Here is a 19,891-nt window from a genome sequence, read left to right as displayed (position 1 = left end):
CCTCAATTGTTCTGGAGCAGCGCGACGATGGGCGCGGTCAGAAGCGGTGTGGCGGCGAGCACATCGCGGAACAGCCGGCGCGAATGCGATTCGCCCACGACCACGATGTCACCGGCATAGATTTCGGGATCGCCGTAGATCCCGCGGCGGATCGCACCCAGATTGTAGAGCGCGGCGTAACGCTGGCCGCCCGCTTCTCGGAACACGACGACATCATCGACCTTGGCGAATTCGCTCAACCCGCTCGCGGTGGCGACACCCTGCATCAGGGTCATCCTGCCGATCACAGGGTAGAGCCCGGGTTCGCGGACCTGTCCGTCGAGCGTGACCACCTGGCTCACCGTTTCCTCGAGGTTCACGGTCACCTGCGGATCGCGGACGAATTTGCCGGCCAGTGCGCTCGCAAGCTCGGCCTCGATCTGGCGGGGGGTCTTGCCGGCCGCTTCGAACGAGCCGACCAGCGGGAACGAGGCGCGGCCGCTCGCATCGATCTGGACCTCACGCCCGCTCAGCTCCTCGATCCCGAAGACATCGATCACCAGCTTGTCGAACGGGCCGACGAGATAGGGGCGCGCCGAATAGGACCCCTCTCCGGCCAGCGGAGCGGGCAGTTCGGCTGCGGGAACCACTGCAAGCCCGGGGGCGCCGCCGAGCGGCTGGGTCGAGGCGCATGCACACAGCCCGGCCCCCAGCAAGGCGACCACGCTGCGTCGCGCCAGGAACGCGGCCGTGAAGCGCGGACGAAGTGAAAGCGATGGCGGAAACTGCATGAGAATCGAACCCCTGTCACCCGCGCACCGAGCGCGGCGAAAACGCATCACCGCGCGCCGGGCGCGCTGATATTGCGGGCGGCTTCCCGATCCGGGCATGGCCCGGACGCTGCATCGGAAACCGCGCTGGTTTTTGGACGCCAGTGCGACCTGGTTCGACTGGTATCGCGGCTCTCGCGGCCCGCAATCCAAACTAGGGCCAGAATGAAGTGAACTGCGAGGCTGGGGGTGCGAAGCGGGTAGTCGTAAAGGCTGGCAAGAGCGAAAATTGCCAGGACCACGACCCCATAGGAACGCATCACCCTCTCAGCGCCCCGTGCCGCTGCAAGCGCACGCCGGGCAGTGCATGCGAGCCACGCGGCACCGGCTGTCAGCAGGGCGAGCGCGGGCAGCCCGCCTGTCAGCGCGATCTCGAGAAAATCGTTATGCGCATGGTTGATATAGGTTGCCCCCAAAGTGGAGGCAGGTTCGCCGGCCCGATAGACTTCGACGAAGGTGCCGATCCCCGAGCCTGCGGGAAAATGGTCGAGAGCGAGGCGGAAACTTGTAGGCCAGATTGCGAAACGCATCTCTATCGCGGCATCGGCGCCCGAAGCGAGGCGCGCAATCGCACTTTCTCCAGCGAGCAGCCAGCTGGTGACCGCAAGAGCGATGACCATCACCCCTGCCAGCACCAATCGCGGCGATGGCCTGATGGCGATCCTTCCGGATGCGAGAGCGACATGGGCGATCAGTGCGACGAGTCCGAGCGCCAGCCCTGCGCGCGACTGGGTCAGCACCAGAAACGGGACCAGCGTCAGCGCCAGGACGGTGGTGATCAGCGGCCGGTGTCTCGCCAGTTCGCGCGGCACCATCAGCTGCGAACGCAGCGCGCCAAGGCCGGCAATCGCCAGGGCCAGCGCGATCGCATTGTGATTGCGATTGGCGAACAGCCCGACCGCCGAGCCGTCATTGGTGATGCGGTAGAAATAGAACGCGCCGCTGCCGCCGCCGGCGACCTGGAGCAGACTAACCAGCGCAGAGAGGAAAGCCAGCACGACGAGCAAGGGGAGCGTGAAGCGCAATTGGCTGCGCGGTATCGCCAGCGCGAGCACCAGCGGCGCAAGCGGCACGCTCAGCGAGAGCAGCGCGTTGAGCGTGCGGTGGGGAACCAGGCTGAGCGGACGCCAGACAGGACCGAGCCCCGCTGCCTCGTCTATCGCAACCGCCAGTTCGCGCCCCGGCAGTGCCTGCCACAGAAACGGAGGAAGCGGGACCAGATGCAGCGCAACCAGCCCCGTCCAGGCGGTTGCAAGTCCGATCAGCATCCGATTGGCGCGAAGGACCTCCCTATCGGCGATCACCAGCGCATAGCCGAGCACCGCGATCGATAGCGGGCGCAGGATCGCTAGCGACGAGATGTCGTCGCGCGCGCCGCCGCCGAGCGCGAAGACCGCGATGACATAGGCCGCGAGGACGAGTTGGGCGATCCGCTCGGCAGGAAGCGCGCCGCCGACAAGGCGCGTCGCGTGCGCTGCGCTGCGGGGGCGCGCGGTCATCGCGTGGCCTGTTCTCGAGGCAGCGCAGTTCCGGCCGCAACAGGCTCGGCACTCGCCTCTCCTGTCTGCGCGGCGGCTGGTTCTGCCCTCTCCGCAAAACCGGAATTGACGGGCAACCCGTTCGCGCGCTCTTTTGTTGCCAATCCGCCTTTCTCAAGGCGGCGGAGCGGCCCCGACGCTTGCGGCGCGGCTTCGAGCGTCGGGACAAGCGCTGCGAGCGCGGCGCGGCATCCGCAGGCATCGCCGCGGGCGATCGCGCTGTCGAGCCGGGTAAGCGCACGCTCGATCGCGGCCGTGGGAGGATATTCCTCGTGCCCCTGCATGATGCGGGGATGTTCGGTCTCCTCGGCTCGCTCGCCGATCAGCAGCTCCTCGTAAAGCTTTTCGCCCGGGCGCAATCCGGTCTCTATGATGGCAATGTCGCCGGCCGGATTGGCGGCATCGCGCACGCTCAGCCCGGCGAGCCGGATCATGCTGCGGGCAAGATCCCAGATCTTCACCGGCTCACCCATGTCGAGCAGGAACACCTCTCCGCCCCGCGCCATCGAGCCGGCCTGGATCACCAGCTGCGCGGCTTCGAATATGGTCATGAAGTAGCGGGTGATCCGTTTGTCGGTGACAGTGACCGGGCCGCCGGCCTCGATCTGCCGGCGAAAGATCGGGACCACCGAACCGCTCGATCCCAGGACATTTCCGAACCGCACCATGGCGAAGATCGTCCGCTGCGCAGCCTTTCCGCGCGCAGCAGCGCGATCGGCGCGGCGGGCGAGATCCTGGAGCACGATCTCGCACACCCGCTTGCTTGCCCCCATGACATTGGGTGGACGCACTGCCTTGTCGGTGCTGACGAGGACGAACCGCTCGGACCCTGCCGCAAGCGCGGCCTCGGCCATGAGCCGCGCCCCGCGCACATTGTTGCGCACCGCCTCGACGACGTTCTGTTCGACCAGCGGGACATGCTTGTAGGCGGCGGCGTGAAAAATCGTGTCAGGCGCGAATTCGGCCATGAGCCGCGCCACGGCGTGCTTGTCGGACACGTCGGCGAGCCGCGAATGAATGGTCGGCACCGATGCCCCGCTCTCACCTGAGCCGCTTTCGGCGAGGGCGGATTCGAGCTCGCGCCCGATCGTGAAGAGCGCGAACTCGCTCGCCTCCACAAGGACGAGACCCGCCGGACGCTGGGCGATGATCTGGCGGCAGATCTCGCTACCGATCGAGCCGCCCGCCCCGGTGACCATGACCAGCTTGCCCGCCACCGGGCGAGCGAGGAGGTCGTCATGACCGGGCACCACCCCGCGGCCAAGCAGGTCCTCGACCTCGATCGGGCGCAGCGTATCGGCCCCGATTCGCCCCTCGATCAGGTCGCGCATCGGCGGCACGGTCTGAACATTGACGGGCAGCGCCTCGAGCGCGGCAATGATCGCCTTGCGCCGGGCAAAGCCGATCCGCGCCATGGCGAGCACGACATCGGTGACCCCGCGCCGCGCGATCAGGTCAGCGATCTGCGCGCTGCGATAGACCTTGCGACCGTCGAGCAGGTGCCCCCACTTGGAGTGGTCGTCGTCGACGAAACCGGCGATCTGCATCCCCCCCTCGGTCCCAAGCGCGCTGGCGAGCCTTTGCCCGGTTGCCCCGGCCCCGTAAATCAGGACGATCCGGCGCGATGATGCTTCGGGATTGCGGGCGTTGAACAGGTCGACCAGCACGTAGCGCCCGACGATGCGCGACAGCGCCACCGCGAGGAAGAACACCAGCGGACCGAGCACGGCGAGCGTGCGCGGCACGCCCTCGATTCCGATCACCGCGACCACCACGACCAGCGGCACGCTGAGCAGCATGATCGACACGCTCAGCGCGACGATCGCGCCGCGGCCGGAGAAGCGGAAGATCGCGCGATAGACCCCGCGCATCAGCGCGATCGGATACCACAGCGCCAGCATGGCGCCAGTCACCAGCAGGAAGGCATCGTCAATCGCCTTGAGCGCGCCGAGCCGCAGCGAAAAGGCGATCCAAACCGCAACGGCGCACAGGCCCGCATCGACCAGCATCACCGCCAGCCGCTTGACCGGGCGCGGCCAGGTCATCGAATGCGAGGCGAAATCGAGCGCAGCGGCGAGCAGGGCGGCGACGCGCCTTTCCGCAGTATCGGAAAGTCTGGAATAGGACATCGAACCGCCTTTTTTCCGATCACGAAACACCGATCAGTAAGTAAAACGAAATTAATGCGCGATGCTTTCTGACCGAATTACTCTGACAATAGTCAAAGCGATGATCTTCATGTCGAACAGCATGCCTCGACGCTGCAAATATTCACCGTCTAGAGCAACTTTGTTCTCGAGTGTCAAAGCGTCGCGGCCGTTGACTTGCGCCCATCCGGTGATGCCAGGGCGGAGGGCTGCGGACCCATTTTCTTCACGCATTTCAATGAGATCGTGCTGATTGAACAAGGCCGGACGCGGTCCGACGAGGCTCATGTCGCCGACTAGAACGCTCCAAAGTTGAGGCAATTCATCGAGGCTTGTTTTTCGCAATATTCCACCGATGCGGGTGAGGTGGTGGCCGGAATTTCGCAGGAGGTGCGTGGGCAATTGCGGCGTATCGACCTGCATGGTGCGAAACTTGGGCATCATGAAAAGCGTGCCGCCGCGCCCGAAGCGCTGCGACCAGAACAGGGCGGGCCCGCGTGAATCGAGCCTGACTGCGAGCGCCACCACCATCATCAGCGGGGCCAGCAAGGCCAGGCCCAGTGCGCTGCCCGCAATATCGATCAACCGCTTCACCGCCATCCCTTCGCCTCGTGCGCCAGGCCTGGCCGCCACACGCCGGGCGAGAGATCACCCGGCTGCGATCGTCAGGCGCAACGCCTCTTCCATCGTGACCTCCGGTTCCCAACCCGCGAGGGCTGCGAAGCGGTGGCCGTCAAAGGCGGCATTGCCGAGCATGCTTTGCGCTCTGTCGCCCAGCAGCAATCGCGCAGGCACGGCAATTGCGGGGCGAGGCCAGCGCCAGATTCGCGCCTGCTTGCCGTGACCTCCGACGAGCTTGCGATAGAGCGCGGCGGTGCTGATGGGGAGGCTGTCGGAGACGATAAATGCTCCGCTTTGGACCATTCGTGTGGCCGCGAGGGCGGCGCTGGCGACATTGTCGACGAAAGCGAAGCTGCGGCGATTGTCGATCGCGCCGATGGGAAGCGGCAATCCGGCCCGCGCGGCGCGCATCAGCAGTGCGAACCAGGCGCCGACACGGGGCCCGTAGATCGCGGGCGGGCGCAGGCTCACCACCGTGAACGCATCGCTGGCGAGGTCTGCCAGCGCGCGGTCGGCGGCCAGTTTTGCCGCGCCATAGGGGCTGGCGGGCGCTGGCTCGGCACTGTCGTCGAGCGCGCTGCCCGGCGGCGTGGCGCTCGCGATCGCGGCAACCGAGCTGATCTGGACAAAGCTGCGCACGCCTGCATCCCGCGCGGCCTGCGCGAGCGCGACCGGCAGGCGCGCATTGTGCGTGTCATAGGCTGCTTGCGCCGCCCCGGGGTCTTCGCGCGCGGTGACATGGACCCGCGCCGCGCAATGCACGACCGCATCGACTCCGGAAAAATCGAGGCTCGAAGCGCTTTCGACAAGGTCGCCCGTTGCCCGCATTTCGCTGGCTCCGGCGAGCGCGACACCCTGCCGGCTCGTGGCGATCACATGGTGTCCGGCCTCGCCTCCCGCGCGGGTGATCGCGCGGCCGAGAAAGCCGTTCGCCCCGGTGACTAGTATGCGCATTGCCGGCGCGCGCCGGCGCTCAGACGAGGCCGATATCGGGCGCGTCGACCTGTTTCATGCCGACCGTGTGATAGCCCGCATCGACATGGTGAACCTCGCCGGTGACCCCTGCCGAGAGGTCCGAGAGGAAATAGAGGCCCGATCCGCCGACATCGTCGATCGTGATCGTGCGCCGCAGCGGCGAATTGAGCTCGTTCCACTTGAGGATGTAGCGGAAATCGCCGATCCCGCTCGCAGCGAGAGTCTTCACTGGCCCGGCGCTGATCGCGTTGACGCGGATGCCGTCGGGTCCGAGATCGTTGGCGAGATAGCGCACCGAAGTCTCGAGCGCGGCCTTGGCGACCCCCATCACGTTGTAGTGCGGCATGACCTTTTCCGCGCCGTAATAGGTGAGCGTGAGGATCGACCCCCCGCCGCTGCCATCCTCGCCGCGCGGCGGCATCATTTCCGCTGCGCGCTTGGCCACCGCGACCAGCGAATAGGCCGAGATGTTCATGGTCTTGAGGAAATTGTCTAGGCTGGTGTCGACATATTTGCCGCGCAGCTCGTTCTTGTCCGAAAAGCCGATCGCGTGGACCACGAAATCGAGCGTGTCCCAACGTTCCTTGAGCGCCGCGAATGCCGCGTCGAGCGAGTCCATGTCACCGACATCGCATTCGAAGGTGAAGTCGCTGCCCAGCTGTTCGGCAAGCGGCTTGACCCGCTTGGCCAGCGCTTCGCCCTGGTAGGAAAAGGCCAGCTCGGCGCCGTGTTCGGCGCAATGCTTGGCGATGCCCCAGGCAAGCGACTTGTCGTTGGCAAGGCCCATGATCAGCCCGCGTTTGCCTTTCATAAGCTCGGTCATCGTGTTGCTCCTGATATCGCCCCGCTCGGGAGGCGTGTTGTCATGTCATGTCGCCTGCGCCGATCTGCGCGCCGGCATCGGGGGTGGCTGCGGTTTCGGGCACCAGCGAGGGATCCTTCTCGGGCTCGGCCAGTGCGGCATTGAGTTCCGCCCCGATAACGAGCCCGAGCCCGACGAGCCAGAAAAAGAACAGCGCGATGATGATCCCCGCCATGCTGCCATAGGTGAGATCGTAGGCGAAGAACTGGCGCAGGATGATCGGCATCGCGGTCGTCACGCCCAGCCACCACAGCGCGGTGAAAAGCGCGCCGGGCCATTTGGGATAAGCGCGGCTGCGATATTCGGACGGGGTGAGCGTGAAGAACAACAGGTAAAGCGACAGGGCCAGGCCGAGCGCGGGCGCGATGCGCGAGAGCCGCAGCGTGTCGATCGCCTCGGACAATTGCGGAAATCCTGCCAGGATCACCTGTTGCGCGGTCCCGATCACCACCGTTGCGAACAGCGAGGCCATCAACAGGACCACCGCGCCCAGAATCAGCCCGGCAGAAAACAATCGGTATTTCCAGAAAGCGTGACTGGGCCGGGTGCCATAGGCGCGGCGCAGGATGTCGCGGATCGTCTCGATCAGGCTCGACACCGTCCACAGCGCAACGCCCGCGCCGAGCCACAAGAGCCACCCTTCGCGGGCGTAGATGATCTCTTCGGCCACCGGCCCCAACGCGCTGCTGACCGTGGGCGGCATGGCGATGAGCACCGTGGTCACCAGCTCGATCGCGCGGTCGCGTCCACCGATCAGCTCGAACAGGGCGGCTCCGACGATGAAGAAGGGAAAGATCGCGAACATGGCGAGATAGGCGAGATTGCCGGCATGGATGAAACCGTCCTGCCAGGTGCCCACCAGCGTGCGGCGGGCAACTTCGAAGAAACGCGTTCCCGGCCCAACATGATGTGCGACCTGGTGGAACAACCCGTCCGGCGCCGGTGCCGGTTCGGCGTCGGAGAAAAATTGCGCGCGCCGGGCGATCGCACGCGCGCGGCGCGCCTCGGGCGACAGCGAGCGGATGGCGTGGCCGGAATCCGGTTCGAAGCCTGCAGGGATGGCGTGAGATTTCTCGACCAAGACGCTTCCCCGCTTTTCCCTGTCAGAGCCCGAACCTGTCGCGCGGATTGGCCGGGTCCTTCCAGTCGCCGAGCCGCTGTTTGAGCGCGTCGAGATCCTCGGGCATCTGGATCTCGAGCGTCACCAGCTGGTCGCCGCGCGCGGGCGAACCGTCCTCGCGGGCCGGGCCCGACCTGCGGGTCCAGCCCTTGCCTGACAGGCGCATCACCGTGCCGCCATTGGCTCCCGGCTTGATCGTCAGCATGACCGGGCCGTCGACCGTGGGGCACTTGACCTTGCCGCCGTGAACCGCCTCGTCGAGCGTGATCGGAAGGTCCATGCGGATATGGTCTCCGTCGCGGCGGAAGAAGGGGTGCGGGGCGATCTCGACCATGACGATCCCGTCACCCGGGCCGCCGGGACCGGGCTGGCCCTTGCCGCGCAGCCGCATCTGGGTGCCGTCCTCGACGCCCGCGGGCAGTTTCAGCTTGATCGCCTTGCCGTCGGCCAGGGTGATGCGCTGGTCGCGCCCGGCGGCCGCATCGACAAAGGGTACGGCGAGCCGATACTGGATATCCGCACCGCGTTTCTTGGGCGGTGGAGGCGGGCGCGTTCCGAAACCGCCCATGCCGCCGCGCCGCGGAGGCTCCTGCGCACGCGAACGGCCGCCAAACAGCCCCTCGAACAGGTCGCCCAGATCGACGTCATCGGCCCCGAAGCCGCCGAATTCGCGGTCCCGGAAACCACCGCCAGCCGGGCCGCCCGGGCCCATGCCGGCGCCATAGCCGCGCGCGAACCCGCCGGGCCGGCCTGCGCCCATCCCGGCAAAGGGATTGAGCGGATTGCCCTCGGCATCGATCTCGCCGCGGTCGAATTGCGCGCGCTTGTCCTTGTCGGACAACAGGTCATAGGCCTTGGTCACGTCCGAGAACCGCTCGGCCGCCTTGGGATTGTCCTTGTTCTTGTCGGGATGAAGCTCCTTGGCGAGCTTGCGATAGGCGCTCTTGATTTCCTTTTCGGAGGCAGTGCGCGCAATGCCAAGGGTGCGATAGGGATCGGACATGGTGTTTTAGCTAGGTGAGACGGTGCGCAGGTGCAAGGAGACTTGTTTCATTGCCGCGATATGGTGATCTATCCCCCGGTCTGCCAAGCGCTTATGCGCATAGGTAGAGACGTCCGACGGAGAACGAAATGAACGATTCCGGCAAGCTTGGAGACACGCAACTCGCAGACAGCGCCATACCCGCCGGCAGCGATCCGTTTGCGCTGTTCGATTCATGGTTTACCGAAGCGCAGGCAAGCGAGCCCAACGATGCAAATGCCATGGCGCTTGCTACCGCGACACCCGATGGGCGGCCCTCGGTGCGCATGGTGCTGTTAAAAGGACACGGGGCGGACGAAGCGCCGGGCAGCGCCGGTGGCGGGGGCTTCACCTTCTTCACCAATGCGTACAGCCGCAAGGGCGAGGAAATCGCTGCCAATATGCGCGCCGCGCTGCTGTTTCACTGGAAGAGCCTGCGGCGCCAGGTGCGGATCGAGGGGCCGCTCACCGAAGTCTCGAGCGAGCGGGCCGACGCCTATTTCCATTCGCGCGCCTTTGCCAGCCAGGTCGGCAGCGCGGCAAGCGACCAGTCGCGCCCGCTGTCCGACAGGCAGGTCTATCTCGACCGGGTGCAGGAGATTTGGGGCGCGCACGAACAGGAGGGCAAGGTTCCGCGCCCGCCCCACTGGACCGGGTTCACCGTAAGCCCCGAACGCATCGAGTTCTGGATGGACCGCGACAACCGCCTGCACGATCGCCGCCTGTTCACGCTCGAAGGCGCCGGAGACGCGCTGGGCTGGACCGACACGCTTCTTTACCCTTGAGGACACTCATGACCCGATCGATCCCCTACTGGCATGTCGATGCCTTCGCCTCGGCCACATTTGGCGGCAACCAGGCCGCGGTGATGATGCTTGACCAATGGCTCCCCGACGACGTGCTCCAGCGCATTGGCGAGGAAAACAATTTTGCCGAGACAGCCTTTCTCGTGCGCGACGAGACCGGAGCGGCCGACTGGGAATTGCGCTGGTTCACGCCCACGGTCGAGGTCGTGCTGTGCGGTCACGCGACGCTGGCGAGCGGGCACGTATTGCTCGACCCTGCCAACGGGTTCGATTGCGGCGAGCAGGTGCGCTTCCGCACCCGCAAATCGGGCATTCTCGAAGTGCGGCGCGATGGCGACCTGCTCGCGCTCTCGCTTCCCGCGCTCGCTTCCGAGCTCGATCCGCACGAAGAACTGCTCGATGTGCTCGGCGCGCCCGGCACCGTCTACCAATGCCTCAACAAGGAGCAGGAAACCGCGATCGTCCTTTACGAAAGCGAGGCGGCGGTGCGCGCCCTTGCCCCCGATTTTGCGCGGTTGAAGGACATCAACCTGATGGTGATCGCCACCGCTCCGGGCTGTGCCACCGACATCGTCAGCCGCGTCTTCGTGTCGGCCTACGGGATCGACGAGGATTCGGTCACCGGCTCCGCCCATGCGGCGCTCACCCCGTTCTGGGCGGACAGGCTCGGGCGCAGCACCTTCACGGCGCATCAGGCAAGCGCGCGCGGCGGTGATCTGACGCTGCGGCTCGAAGGCGAGCGGGCCTGGCTTGGCGGGCCTTGTGTCACCGTGGTCGAGGGAAAGTTCTACCTGACCGGGTAAAGCGCGAGCACATCGGCCGCCTGTTGCAGCATCAAGGGGCGCTCGTCGCGGTCCGAATGGCCGAGCCGAACCAGCACCACGCGCTGATCGGGCGAGACGATCACATATTGGCCCATATGCCCGATCATCGCGAACAGGCTGGCCGGCGCGCGGTCGGGGAAGAGCGGGTGGCCGCCCTCGAGATCGGGTTCGGGCCGGTTGAGCCAGGTCTGGTAGCCGTAATGCTCCGACACCGGCGAAGGCGTTACCATCGCCTCGACCCAGCGGCGCGGGACCAGCTGCTCGCCGCCAGGGGCGCGGCCGTGATTGCGCAGGAATTCGCCGAAACGGGCATAATCCATCGCGCTGGCATGCATCAGGCTGCCGCCGATCAGCGTGCCCGAGGCATCGAATTCAGGGACCATCGAGGTCATGCCGAGCGGCACGAACAATCGCTGGTCGAGATAGTCCGCCACCGCGCGGCGCCGGGTTTCGGGGTCCTCGCTATCGGTCAACGCGCGCGCGGCGATATCGGCGAGGATGACGGTGGTGTTCGAGGAATATTCGAAGCGTTCGCCGGGTTCTGCCTCGAGCGGCTGTTCCTTCGCCCATCGGGCCATGTCGTCGCGACCGTCGAGAAACAGCATCCGCACCTCGGACGATTCGTAGGGCGGGTCGCCCGCCTCGGTGTGGCGCAGCCCCGAGCGCATCTGGAGCAGATGGCGCAAGGTGATGTCGGCGCGCGGATCGCCGCTGCGCTGCCACAGATCGACAGGCGCGGGCGCATCGACGCTGAGCAGACCGTCCGCTACCAGCATCCCGATCAGGGTGGCGGTGATCGTCTTGGCCATCGACCAGCTGACAAAGCGGGTGTCAGCATCGTAGCCCTCGCCATAGCGTTCTGCCGCGAGCTTGCCGCCGGCCAGCACCACGAGCGCGCGCGTTTCGCCCAGCCCCTCGCCTGAAAACAGATCGTCGACCTCGCGTGCGAGCTGATCGCGCGGGGCGCCGGCATCTGCGGTGACCGCGGCGAGCGCCTTGTCGCTCAGTGGCGGCGGGACGGGTTCGGACGGACCGCACGCCGCCAGCAGCAAGGCAGGGGCTGGCAGGAGCGCGATCGCGGCGATAAGGGGGTGGGAGCGGGACGTCATCGGCGCTCTCAATTCAACAAGGATCGCGACAAAGCAATGGCAAATACGGGCGCAAGAGGCGGGGTTGCGAGGAAGGCGGCGTTCTGGCTGCTGGTGCTGGGTCTTGTCGCGCTGGCCGCCCTCGCCTGGGCCAACCGCGCGCCGATTGCAGGCTATGCCGATGTCGGCACCTCCTACGCCGCGCGGGTGGCGTGTTCGTGCCGCTTCGTGGCCGGGCGCAGCCTCGAGGATTGCGAGAAGGACCTGCTTTCAGGCATGGAGCTGGTCTCGATCAGCGATGATACCGATGCGCGCAGCGTCACCGCGACCTTCCCGCTCGTCGCCAGCACCACCGCAATCCACCGCGAAGGCTATGGCTGCGTGCTCGAACCCTATGAAGGCTAGGCGCTGACCGCCTCGGTCGCGTCGATCCAGCCGCCGCCGATCACCCGCTCCCCGGCATAGATCACCGCCGCCTGGCCCGGAGCGACCCCGAATTCTGGCGAGACGAAGCGGATCGTCGTCGCCGCGCCATCGCCCAGCGGCCCGTCGAACGTGACCGGAACCGGCTTTGCGAGGCTGCGCACCTTGGCGGTGAGCTGTTCGCCCGAAGGCACCTCCCCGATCGCATTGGTCTCGATGAGATCGGCGCTTTCGACCGCCAGCATCCGCTTGGGCCCCACACGGACCTCGCGCGTCTCGGCATCTAGGCCGATGACATAGAGCGGCTCTGCCTGTCCGCCGATCTCCAGCCCCTTGCGCTGGCCGACCGTGTAGTGGACGATCCCCTTGTGCGTGCCGAGCACTTCGCCGCTCGCCGCGTGGACGATGTCGCCGGGCACGCCGCCCTCGGGGCGCAGCTTCTTGACGATTCCGGCATAATTGCCATCGGGAACGAAGCAGATGTCCTGGCTGTCTGGCTTGGCCGCATTGCGCAGGCCGGCCGCCTCGGCCAGTTCGCGCACCTTGGTCTTGGGCAGGCCGCCGAGGGGAAAGCGGATATAGTCGAGCTGCGCGCTGGTGGTGGCGTAGAGGAAATAGGACTGGTCGCGCGTCGGATCGACCGCGCGGTAGAGGTGCGGGTCGCCTTCGCGTCCCGTTTCGACGCGGCGGACATAATGCCCGGTGGCAAGGCAATCGGCACCCAGCTCGCGCGCCATGCGGAACAGGTCGGTGAACTTGGGTCCCATATTGCAGCGGATGCAGGGGACCGGCGTGCGACCGGCGAGATATTCGTCGGCGAACTGCTCGACCACTTCCTCGCGAAACGCGCTTTCATGGTCGAAGACGTAATGCGCAATACCCAGCCGGTCGGCCACGGCGCGCGCATCGGCGATGTCGTCGCCCGCGCAGCACGCGCCCTTGCGGCCCGTGGCCGCGCCGTAATCATAGAGCTGCAAGGTGATGCCGATCACCTCGGCGCCGGTATCGGCGGCAAGCGCAGCGACCACCGAGGAATCGACCCCGCCGCTCATCGCCACCACGATGCGGCATTCGCTCGCAGGGCGCGGCAGATCGAACAGGGCTGCGGTGTCGAGCCCGAAATCGGGGCCGGTCAAGGTGGTCGTGTCGGTCATGAGTCGCGCCCGCATATAGGCAGGCCGCGGCGCTTTCGCCACCCTGGGGCGCGTGACCCGCCCGGCTCGCCAGCCCGGCGCGCCGCTCGACAGGCACGATGACGCTTGCGCCAGACACAGGCGCTTTTCCTAAGCAACGGTAAAGGCTGGTTTTACCCGATGTTGAGAACCCGCCTCTATAGCTGCCGTCATGTTCGAAAAGCCGATCAGCATCTGCGATGCCACATCCCTATCCCACGACCCGTCTCGGGAGCCCCTATCCGGCGCCCGTGAAAGCGACCGCCTGCGCGCGCTCGACTGGAACGAGCTGACCGGCAGGCTTTCCGCCGCGCGCGAGCTGCGCGCCGTGCTCAACCAGGACCGGGCGGCCCGCGCACAAGGGGCGGCGGCAACCGCTTTTGCCGATGCAGCGGCGCGCTTTTTCGACCACCGCGAACAGGGCAAACGGCTCGTTAACCCTGTTGCTTTAGAGCACCCTAAAGCCTCGCCAGCCATGACCGATGGGCCCCGACCCCAGGGGATGGCAACCGCAGGCGATGCAAGAGAAGATTGATGATCGAGAACCAGGACATCCGCCCCGCACAGGTGATCGGCCCGCTCGGCGAACCGCTGACGCTTGACGATCTGCCTTCGCCCAACACCAAGAGGTGGGTGGTGCGGCGCAAGGCCGAAGTGGTTGCTGCCGTCAATGGCGGGCTGCTGACCATCGACGAAGTGCTCGAACGCTATGGCCTTACGCTCGAGGAGTTCGCCTCGTGGCAGCGCGCGGTCGACCGTTCGGGCATGCAGGGGCTGCGCGTGACCCGCATCCAGCATTACCGCGACCTCTACGAACGCCAGCTCAAGTACTGACGCTCGCTCGCTCGCTCGCCGCGACCCGAGACCCGCGACCCGGCCAGCGATCTCGCATCCAAGCAAATCCTTCACCAAACTGACGAATTGTCCTCCCGTCGCAGGCGCATGGCGCCGCGCGGCGTGCGCTCTATCAACAACGCTGTCGGGAACGACTTGCGTATTCACCCGTAGGGCTGGCACAAACAACTTTCCGCAAGGAGGAGGAGAAGAACATGGGTTGGATTATCGCAATCGTTGTCGGCGGTGTGATCGGCTGGATCGCCAGCATGATCATGGGCCGCGATGCCTCGATGGGCATTTTCTGGAATATCGTGGTGGGCCTCATCGGTTCGCTGCTCGGCGGCTGGATCGGATCGATGATCGGGGTCGGCGCGACCTTGACCACGTTCTCCATACCCGGCCTCCTGATGAGCCTGGTGGGCGCAGTGGTCCTGCTCGGGATCGCCAACCTCATCCAGCGCGGACGGGTGCGCTAAGCACCGGCCTCACAAGGCTGAATCGCAAATTCGAGGCGGCGCGAACCACGCGGTTTGCGCCGCCTCTTTGCGTTTGGCGCCCACTCCCACGGGCCAAAACCGTTCGTCTAGCCCCCAAGTCATCAGTCGAAGCGGACATTGCCCGCTGGCTCAGGCGGGTATAACAGGGATTGCGAAGGGTGACTTATATCTATAACACACTCTGCGCGAACCTGGCGCGCCGTTCGGTGTCGCACGCGTCGGTGCGCCGGGTCGTTCAGCAACAGCGCCAGGCAAGCCGCGCTCGCCTGCATGAAGGATAGGCGATGAATTACGAGAGCTCGATCACGGCGGAGGCACAGGACGACATCCCCGCAGATGTCGCCGCGCGCCATGATCTCGACGGTTCCAGGTCGCGGCGCAGGGCGCTGGTGATCGCAGGTGGCGGGTTGTTCGCGCTCCTGCTCGCCATCCTCGCCTATTTCGCGCTTGCAGGCGGCGATCCGGTGGGTGCTGGTGATGACAGCACGCAGGCCCCAGTGGTCACCGTGATCGCCGCCGGCATGACCAGCGTGGACGGCACGATCGAGGCGCCCGGGACGCTCGCCGCGCGCCGACCGATGCCTGTCGGCGTGGTCGGCGAAGGCGGTCAGGTCCGCGCTGTGCGCGTCGATGCCGGCGACTGGGTCCGCCAGGGCCAGGTCCTCGCCGTAATCGACCGCTCGGTCCAGGCGCAGCAGGCCAATGCCCAGGCCGCGCAGATCGAAGTCGCACGCGCCGATGCGAGCCTCGCCCAGGCCAATCTCGACCGCGCATTGCAACTTGTCGAACGCGGATTCGTCTCCAAGGCCGATGTCGACCGGCTGACCGCCACGCGTGACAGCGCCGTCGCACGGGTCCGCGTTGCCGAGGCCCAGCTGGCCGAACTGCGCGCGCGCACCGCCCGGCTCAATGTCATCGCTCCTGCGAGCGGCTATGTCCTCGAACGCAATGTCGAACCCGGGCAGACCGTCGGCGGCGGCAGCCCCGCATTGTTCACCATTGCGCGCGGCGGCGAGATGGAAATGCTCGCCCAGCTCGGCGAAACCCAGCTTGCCTCGCTTTCCTCCGGCGCCAGTGCCAGCGTCATCCCCACCGGGTCGGACAAGGCCTTTCGCGGCCAGGTCTGGCAGATCTCTCCGGTGATCGACCCGCAATCGCGCCAGGGCACCGCGCGCATCGCTTTGTCCTATGCGCCCGAATTGCGCCCGGGCGGCTTTGCCACCGCGCTGATCGACAGCGGATCGTTCGAGGCGATCGTCCTTCCCGAAAGCGCGGTGCTCGCCGATGACGAGGGCAGCTATGTCTATGTCATCAACGAAGCGAATGAAGCGATCCGCACCCCGGTCACCACCGGCAAGGTGACGCCGGCAGGCATTGCCATCGCCGAAGGGCTGAGCGGCAATGAACGGATCGTGCTGAGCGCGGGCGGCTTTCTCAATCCCGGCGAGGTCGTGAACCCGCGCCGCGCGGGCGAATGACGCGGCCAGAACAGGCAGGAACAACATGAACTTTCGCAACATCTCTGCCTGGTCGATCCGCAATCCGGTGATTCCGATGGTGCTGTTCACCGCGCTGCTGATTGCGGGGATCGTCAGCTTCAGCCGCATGGACGTCACCAACAATCCGGACGTTGAATTCCCCGGCGTGTCTGTCGGCATTTCGCAACCCGGCGCCGCCCCGACCGAGATCGAGAACCAGATCACCCAGGTGGTCGAGAGTGCGCTTGCCTCGATCAACGGGGTCAAATCGGTCAATTCGACCGCGAGCGAAGGCTTTTCGAGCACCTTCGTCGAATTCGAGATCGGCACTGATCCCGATGACGCGGTGATCGAGGTCAAGAACGCGATCGACACGGTGCGCGGCAATCTGCCCGACGGCATCCTGGAGCCGCGCATCTCCAAGGCCGAGATCGCCGGCGGCTTCCTCGGCATCTACGCCGTCCAGGCGGACGACATGACGATCGAGCAATTGAGCTGGTTCATCGACGATACCGTGGCCAAGCGGCTGAACAACATCTCCGGCATGGCCGAGGTGGGCCGCTGGGGCGGGGTCGATCGCGAGATCGAGGTGATCCTCGACCCGGCCAAGATGCAGGCGCTGGGCGTCACCGCCTCGCAGATCAACTCGGTTCTGCGCGCCTCGAACATCGATGCCGCGGGCGGGCTTGCAGAGGTGGGCGGCACGCGCCAGTCGCTGCGCGTGCTCGGCAACAATGACAGCGCCTATGAGCTGTCGCAGCGTCAGATCCAGCTCGGCGGCGGGCGCACCGTGCGGCTCGCCGATGTCGCCTCGGTGCGAGACGGCTTCTCCGAACGCTCCTCGATCAGCGAAGTGGGCGAGCGCGAAGTCGTCAACTTCTACATGAGCCGCGCGCGCGGCGCTTCCGATGTCACCGTCTTCGAAGAGGCCAAGGAAGAAATCGCGCAGATCGAGGCGGAAAATGACGGGGTGAGGTTCATCCCGCTGTTCAACACGGTCGTCTACACCGAAAGCCAGTACAAGAGCTCGATGGCGGCGCTGATCGAGGGCGCGCTGCTCGCGGTCGTGGTGGTGTTCCTGTTCCTTCGCGACTGGCGCGCAACTTTCATTTCCAGCGTTGCGATCCCGCTGTCGGCGATTCCGACCTTCTTCTTCATGGACCTGATGGGGTTCAACCTGAACTTCCTGTCCCTGCTCGCGCTGGCGCTGGTCGCAGGCGTGCTGGTCGATGACGCGATCGTCGAGATCGAGAACATCGTGCGCCACATGCGCATGGGCAAGACCGCCTACCAGGCGAGTATCGATGCCGCCGACGAGATCGGCCTGCCGGTTGTCGCCACCAGTTTCTGCATCGTCGCGGTGTTCCTGCCGGTCGGGCTGATGCCGGGCATTTCGGGCCAGTTTTTCCAGAACTTCGGCCTCACCGTGGTGGTCGCGGTGCTGATGAGCCTTGCCGTCGCGCGCATGATAACGCCCTTGATGGCGGCCTATTTCCTGCGCGCCGAAGGCCATGCCAAGCACGGCGAGGGGCCGTGGATGGACCGCTATATGCGGATGCTCGCATGGACGCTCGATCGCGGCGGGCTGTACCAGCGCCGCGAAGGGGTCGAAAGCCCGCGTTCGCGCGTCCTCTATTCCTTCGCCTTGCTTCTCGTGGTGCTTTTCGTGCTCGCCGCGAGCGCGGTCGGCATGTTCGCCACATTCGGCGCGCTGGGCGGCTTCGACGCCGCAGCCAAGGTCGCAGGCGCGGTGACCGACGATATCAATTCCTGGACCTATTTCCTCGTCTCCAAGCTGTTCGAGATCGTGATGCTGATCACGGTCACGATCCTGTCCTTCATCGTCGGCTGGCTGGCGTTCAAGCTGGTCGAGCTGCCCGCGCGTGGCCACAGCCGGTTTGCCGCGGCGACCCGCTATCTCACCGCGCGGTTCTACGATCACCGGATCTGGATGCTCGGGGTGGGCTGGTTCGCGCTGATGATCACCATCCTGCTGTTCGGCCAGATCCCGGGGCAGTTCCAGCCTTCGATCGACGATGCCAATTCGACCGTCGATATCGAGATGGTGCCCGGCACCACGCTGGCGACCACCGAACGCGTGACCGAACAGGTGGTCGACATTCTCGAACAGCAGCCCGAAGTCGAGCTGATGCTCGAGCGGGTGCGGATCGGCAATGCCAACATCTACATAACGCTCAAGGAAGACCGCGAGCGCACATCGATCGAATTCGAGCGCGAAGTCGGCCCGCTCCTGCAAGACATCCCCGATGCGCGCGTCCGCTTCGAATCGCAAAGCGGCGGCTTTGGTTCGGGCCGAGACCTGACAGTGATGCTGGCGGGTTCGGATCCCGAACTGCTCGAACAAACCGCGGCGACCCTGGTCGAACAGATGCGCACGATCGACATCCTCGTCGCCCCGCGCGTCAGCGCCGATCTCAACCGGCCCGAGATCATCATCACACCGCGCGAGGAAATCGCTGCCGAACTCGGCGTGAGCACGATCGCGCTCTCGCAAACGATCCGGATCGCGACCCTGGGCGAAATCGAGCAGAACGCCGCCAAGTTCTCGCTGTCCGACCGTCAGATCCCGATCCGGGTCAAGCTGTCCGAGGATGCGCGCGGCGAGCTTACGACGATCCAGAACCTGCCGGTCCAGACCGCGAGCGGAGGCACCGTGCCCTTGAGCCGGGTGGCCGATATCTCCTTCGGTTCGGGCCCAACCGCGATCCAGCGCTACAACCAGAACCGCCGCGTGCTTATTGGCGCGGACCTCGCCAGCGGCGTGGTCAAGGGCGAGGCGCAGGCGCGGGTCGACCAGCTCCCGATCCTCCAGAACCTGCCCACCGGTGTGATCCGCGACGTGGTCGGCGAGGACGAATGGCAAGCCGAGATGCTCGCCAATCTCACCGTCGCGATCATCGCGGGCGTGCTGCTGGTCTTCGCCTGCCTGGTGCTGCTCTACAAGCGGCTGATGAGCCCGCTGGTCAACATGACCAGCCTCGCGCTCGCACCGCTGGGCGGGATCATGTTCCTGTGGCTGGTCGGAATGCCGCAGACCATGCCGGTCTATATCGGCATCCTGCTTCTGCTCGGCATCGTCTCGAAGAACTCGATCCTGCTGATCGATTTTGCGATCGAGGAAATGGCAAAGGGCACGCGCAAATTGCACGCGATCATGGAAGCCGGGCATAAGCGTGCGCAGCCGATCGTGATGACCACCGTGGCGATGACGGCAGGGATGATCCCGACCTCGATCTCGCTTTCGGGCGATGGCGCGTGGCGCCAGCCGATGGGCATCGTGGTGATCGGCGGCCTGATAATGTCGACCCTGCTCACGCTGGTGATCGTTCCGGCCGGTTTCAGCCTTGCCGACGGTTTCGAGCGGCGCGCAGGGCCATGGCTGCGCCGCAACCTGCTGACCTACAATCCCGGCGATGACGGCAAGCCGATCCCGCCCGAACCCGATCACGGCCCCGATACGCCCTATCCGGGACCGGGCGGAGCGACCGCTGCCGTGCCTGCAAAAAGGCTGCCTCCGGGGGCCGAGCCTGCCGAGTGAAAGCGCCCTAATTGAGGCCGCGGGGCGATTGACCGCGCCTTTTCAGGCCGATAGGCGCGCCTGATGGCGAGCAAGACCAAGACCGATCCTGTCGCAGAAATCGAGCCGGGCGCG

Annotated in this window: 18 protein-coding genes; 8 read left to right on the top strand and 10 right to left on the bottom strand. The window is 65.9% G+C overall.

What is annotated here, in order from left to right; translation table 11 throughout:
- Positions 1-2: 2 nt before the first annotated feature.
- The 8 genes from ACKTSM_RS01530 to ACKTSM_RS01495 are packed head-to-tail and all read right to left on the bottom strand — an operon-like array spanning position 3 to position 9,075.
- Complete coding sequence (locus tag ACKTSM_RS01530; RefSeq protein ID WP_407875388.1) at positions 3-770, bottom strand: polysaccharide biosynthesis/export family protein; 768 nt, start codon at positions 768-770, stop codon at positions 3-5.
- A 47-nt stretch (positions 771-817) separates the two neighbouring features.
- Positions 818-2,308, bottom strand: coding sequence for an O-antigen ligase family protein (locus ACKTSM_RS01525; RefSeq protein ID WP_407875387.1), 1,491 nt, complete (start codon positions 2,306-2,308; stop codon positions 818-820).
- Positions 2,305-4,476: a polysaccharide biosynthesis protein gene (locus ACKTSM_RS01520; protein ID WP_407875386.1), complete on the bottom strand. Its 2,172-nt coding sequence runs from the start codon at positions 4,474-4,476 to the stop codon at positions 2,305-2,307. The genes ACKTSM_RS01525 and ACKTSM_RS01520 overlap by 4 nt, the downstream gene beginning before the upstream one ends.
- Before the next feature lie 51 nt (positions 4,477-4,527).
- Positions 4,528-5,094 carry a sugar transferase gene (locus tag ACKTSM_RS01515; protein ID WP_407875385.1) on the bottom strand — a complete coding sequence of 189 codons (567 nt, stop codon included), beginning with the start codon at positions 5,092-5,094 and terminating at the stop codon, positions 4,528-4,530.
- Positions 5,095-5,142: 48 nt separating this feature from the next.
- A complete protein-coding gene (locus tag ACKTSM_RS01510) occupies positions 5,143-6,069 on the bottom strand; it encodes an NAD-dependent epimerase/dehydratase family protein (protein ID WP_407875384.1) in 927 nt (308 codons plus the stop codon).
- A gap of 19 nt (positions 6,070-6,088) precedes the next feature.
- Positions 6,089-6,913: an enoyl-ACP reductase FabI gene (gene fabI, locus ACKTSM_RS01505; RefSeq protein WP_407875383.1), complete on the bottom strand. Its 825-nt coding sequence runs from the start codon at positions 6,911-6,913 to the stop codon at positions 6,089-6,091.
- Positions 6,914-6,953: 40 nt separating this feature from the next.
- Positions 6,954-8,033 carry a YihY/virulence factor BrkB family protein gene (locus tag ACKTSM_RS01500; protein ID WP_407875382.1) on the bottom strand — a complete coding sequence of 360 codons (1,080 nt, stop codon included), beginning with the start codon at positions 8,031-8,033 and terminating at the stop codon, positions 6,954-6,956.
- Positions 8,034-8,055: 22 nt separating this feature from the next.
- On the bottom strand, positions 8,056-9,075 hold the full coding sequence (locus tag ACKTSM_RS01495; protein WP_407875381.1) for a DnaJ C-terminal domain-containing protein: 1,020 nt from the start codon (positions 9,073-9,075) through the stop codon (positions 8,056-8,058).
- Between the two features lie 128 nt (positions 9,076-9,203).
- On the opposite strand from ACKTSM_RS01495, the gene pdxH reads away from it, so the two are divergent.
- Together pdxH and ACKTSM_RS01485 are read left to right on the top strand one after the other, a co-directional pair.
- Positions 9,204-9,878 carry a pyridoxamine 5'-phosphate oxidase gene (gene pdxH / locus ACKTSM_RS01490; RefSeq protein ID WP_407875380.1) on the top strand — a complete coding sequence of 225 codons (675 nt, stop codon included), beginning with the start codon at positions 9,204-9,206 and terminating at the stop codon, positions 9,876-9,878.
- Positions 9,879-9,886: 8 nt separating this feature from the next.
- Positions 9,887-10,702 carry a PhzF family phenazine biosynthesis protein gene (locus tag ACKTSM_RS01485; RefSeq protein WP_407875379.1) on the top strand — a complete coding sequence of 272 codons (816 nt, stop codon included), beginning with the start codon at positions 9,887-9,889 and terminating at the stop codon, positions 10,700-10,702.
- Here ACKTSM_RS01485 and ACKTSM_RS01480 read toward each other — a convergent pair.
- The gene (locus ACKTSM_RS01480) at positions 10,687-11,832 is read right to left on the bottom strand and encodes a serine hydrolase domain-containing protein (protein WP_407875378.1); all 1,146 of its coding nucleotides are present in this window, start codon (positions 11,830-11,832) and stop codon (positions 10,687-10,689) included. The two genes, ACKTSM_RS01485 and ACKTSM_RS01480, sit on opposite strands and share 16 nt — an antisense overlap.
- A gap of 36 nt (positions 11,833-11,868) precedes the next feature.
- Here ACKTSM_RS01480 and ACKTSM_RS01475 point away from each other — a divergent pair, with 36 nt between their 5' ends.
- Positions 11,869-12,216: a hypothetical protein gene (locus tag ACKTSM_RS01475; protein WP_407875377.1), complete on the top strand. Its 348-nt coding sequence runs from the start codon at positions 11,869-11,871 to the stop codon at positions 12,214-12,216.
- On the opposite strand, the gene mnmA is transcribed toward ACKTSM_RS01475, so the two are convergent.
- Complete coding sequence (gene mnmA / locus ACKTSM_RS01470; RefSeq protein WP_407875376.1) at positions 12,213-13,388, bottom strand: tRNA 2-thiouridine(34) synthase MnmA; 1,176 nt, start codon at positions 13,386-13,388, stop codon at positions 12,213-12,215. The two genes, ACKTSM_RS01475 and mnmA, sit on opposite strands and share 4 nt — an antisense overlap.
- 190 nt (positions 13,389-13,578) lie before the next feature.
- Here mnmA and ACKTSM_RS01465 point away from each other — a divergent pair, with 190 nt between their 5' ends.
- The 5 genes from ACKTSM_RS01465 to ACKTSM_RS01445 all read left to right on the top strand — a co-directional run bounded on the left by ACKTSM_RS01465 (position 13,579) and on the right by ACKTSM_RS01445 (position 19,777).
- Positions 13,579-13,941: a hypothetical protein gene (locus ACKTSM_RS01465; protein WP_407875375.1), complete on the top strand. Its 363-nt coding sequence runs from the start codon at positions 13,579-13,581 to the stop codon at positions 13,939-13,941.
- Complete coding sequence (locus tag ACKTSM_RS01460) at positions 13,941-14,240, top strand: DUF1153 domain-containing protein (protein ID WP_407875374.1); 300 nt, start codon at positions 13,941-13,943, stop codon at positions 14,238-14,240. The genes ACKTSM_RS01465 and ACKTSM_RS01460 overlap by 1 nt, the downstream gene beginning before the upstream one ends.
- 215 nt (positions 14,241-14,455) lie before the next feature.
- Positions 14,456-14,719, top strand: coding sequence for a GlsB/YeaQ/YmgE family stress response membrane protein (locus ACKTSM_RS01455; RefSeq protein ID WP_407875373.1), 264 nt, complete (start codon positions 14,456-14,458; stop codon positions 14,717-14,719).
- A 305-nt stretch (positions 14,720-15,024) separates the two neighbouring features.
- Positions 15,025-16,218: an efflux RND transporter periplasmic adaptor subunit gene (locus ACKTSM_RS01450; protein WP_407875372.1), complete on the top strand. Its 1,194-nt coding sequence runs from the start codon at positions 15,025-15,027 to the stop codon at positions 16,216-16,218.
- 25 nt (positions 16,219-16,243) lie between these two features.
- A complete protein-coding gene (locus ACKTSM_RS01445) occupies positions 16,244-19,777 on the top strand; it encodes an efflux RND transporter permease subunit (RefSeq protein ID WP_407875371.1) in 3,534 nt (1,177 codons plus the stop codon).
- The last annotated feature ends 114 nt before the right edge of the window (positions 19,778-19,891 follow it).

It is taken from the genome of Qipengyuania nanhaisediminis, from assembly GCF_045862805.1.
Taxonomy (GTDB): domain Bacteria; phylum Pseudomonadota; class Alphaproteobacteria; order Sphingomonadales; family Sphingomonadaceae; genus Erythrobacter; species Erythrobacter nanhaisediminis_A.
This window is presented reverse-complemented; position numbering and strand designations above follow the sequence as displayed.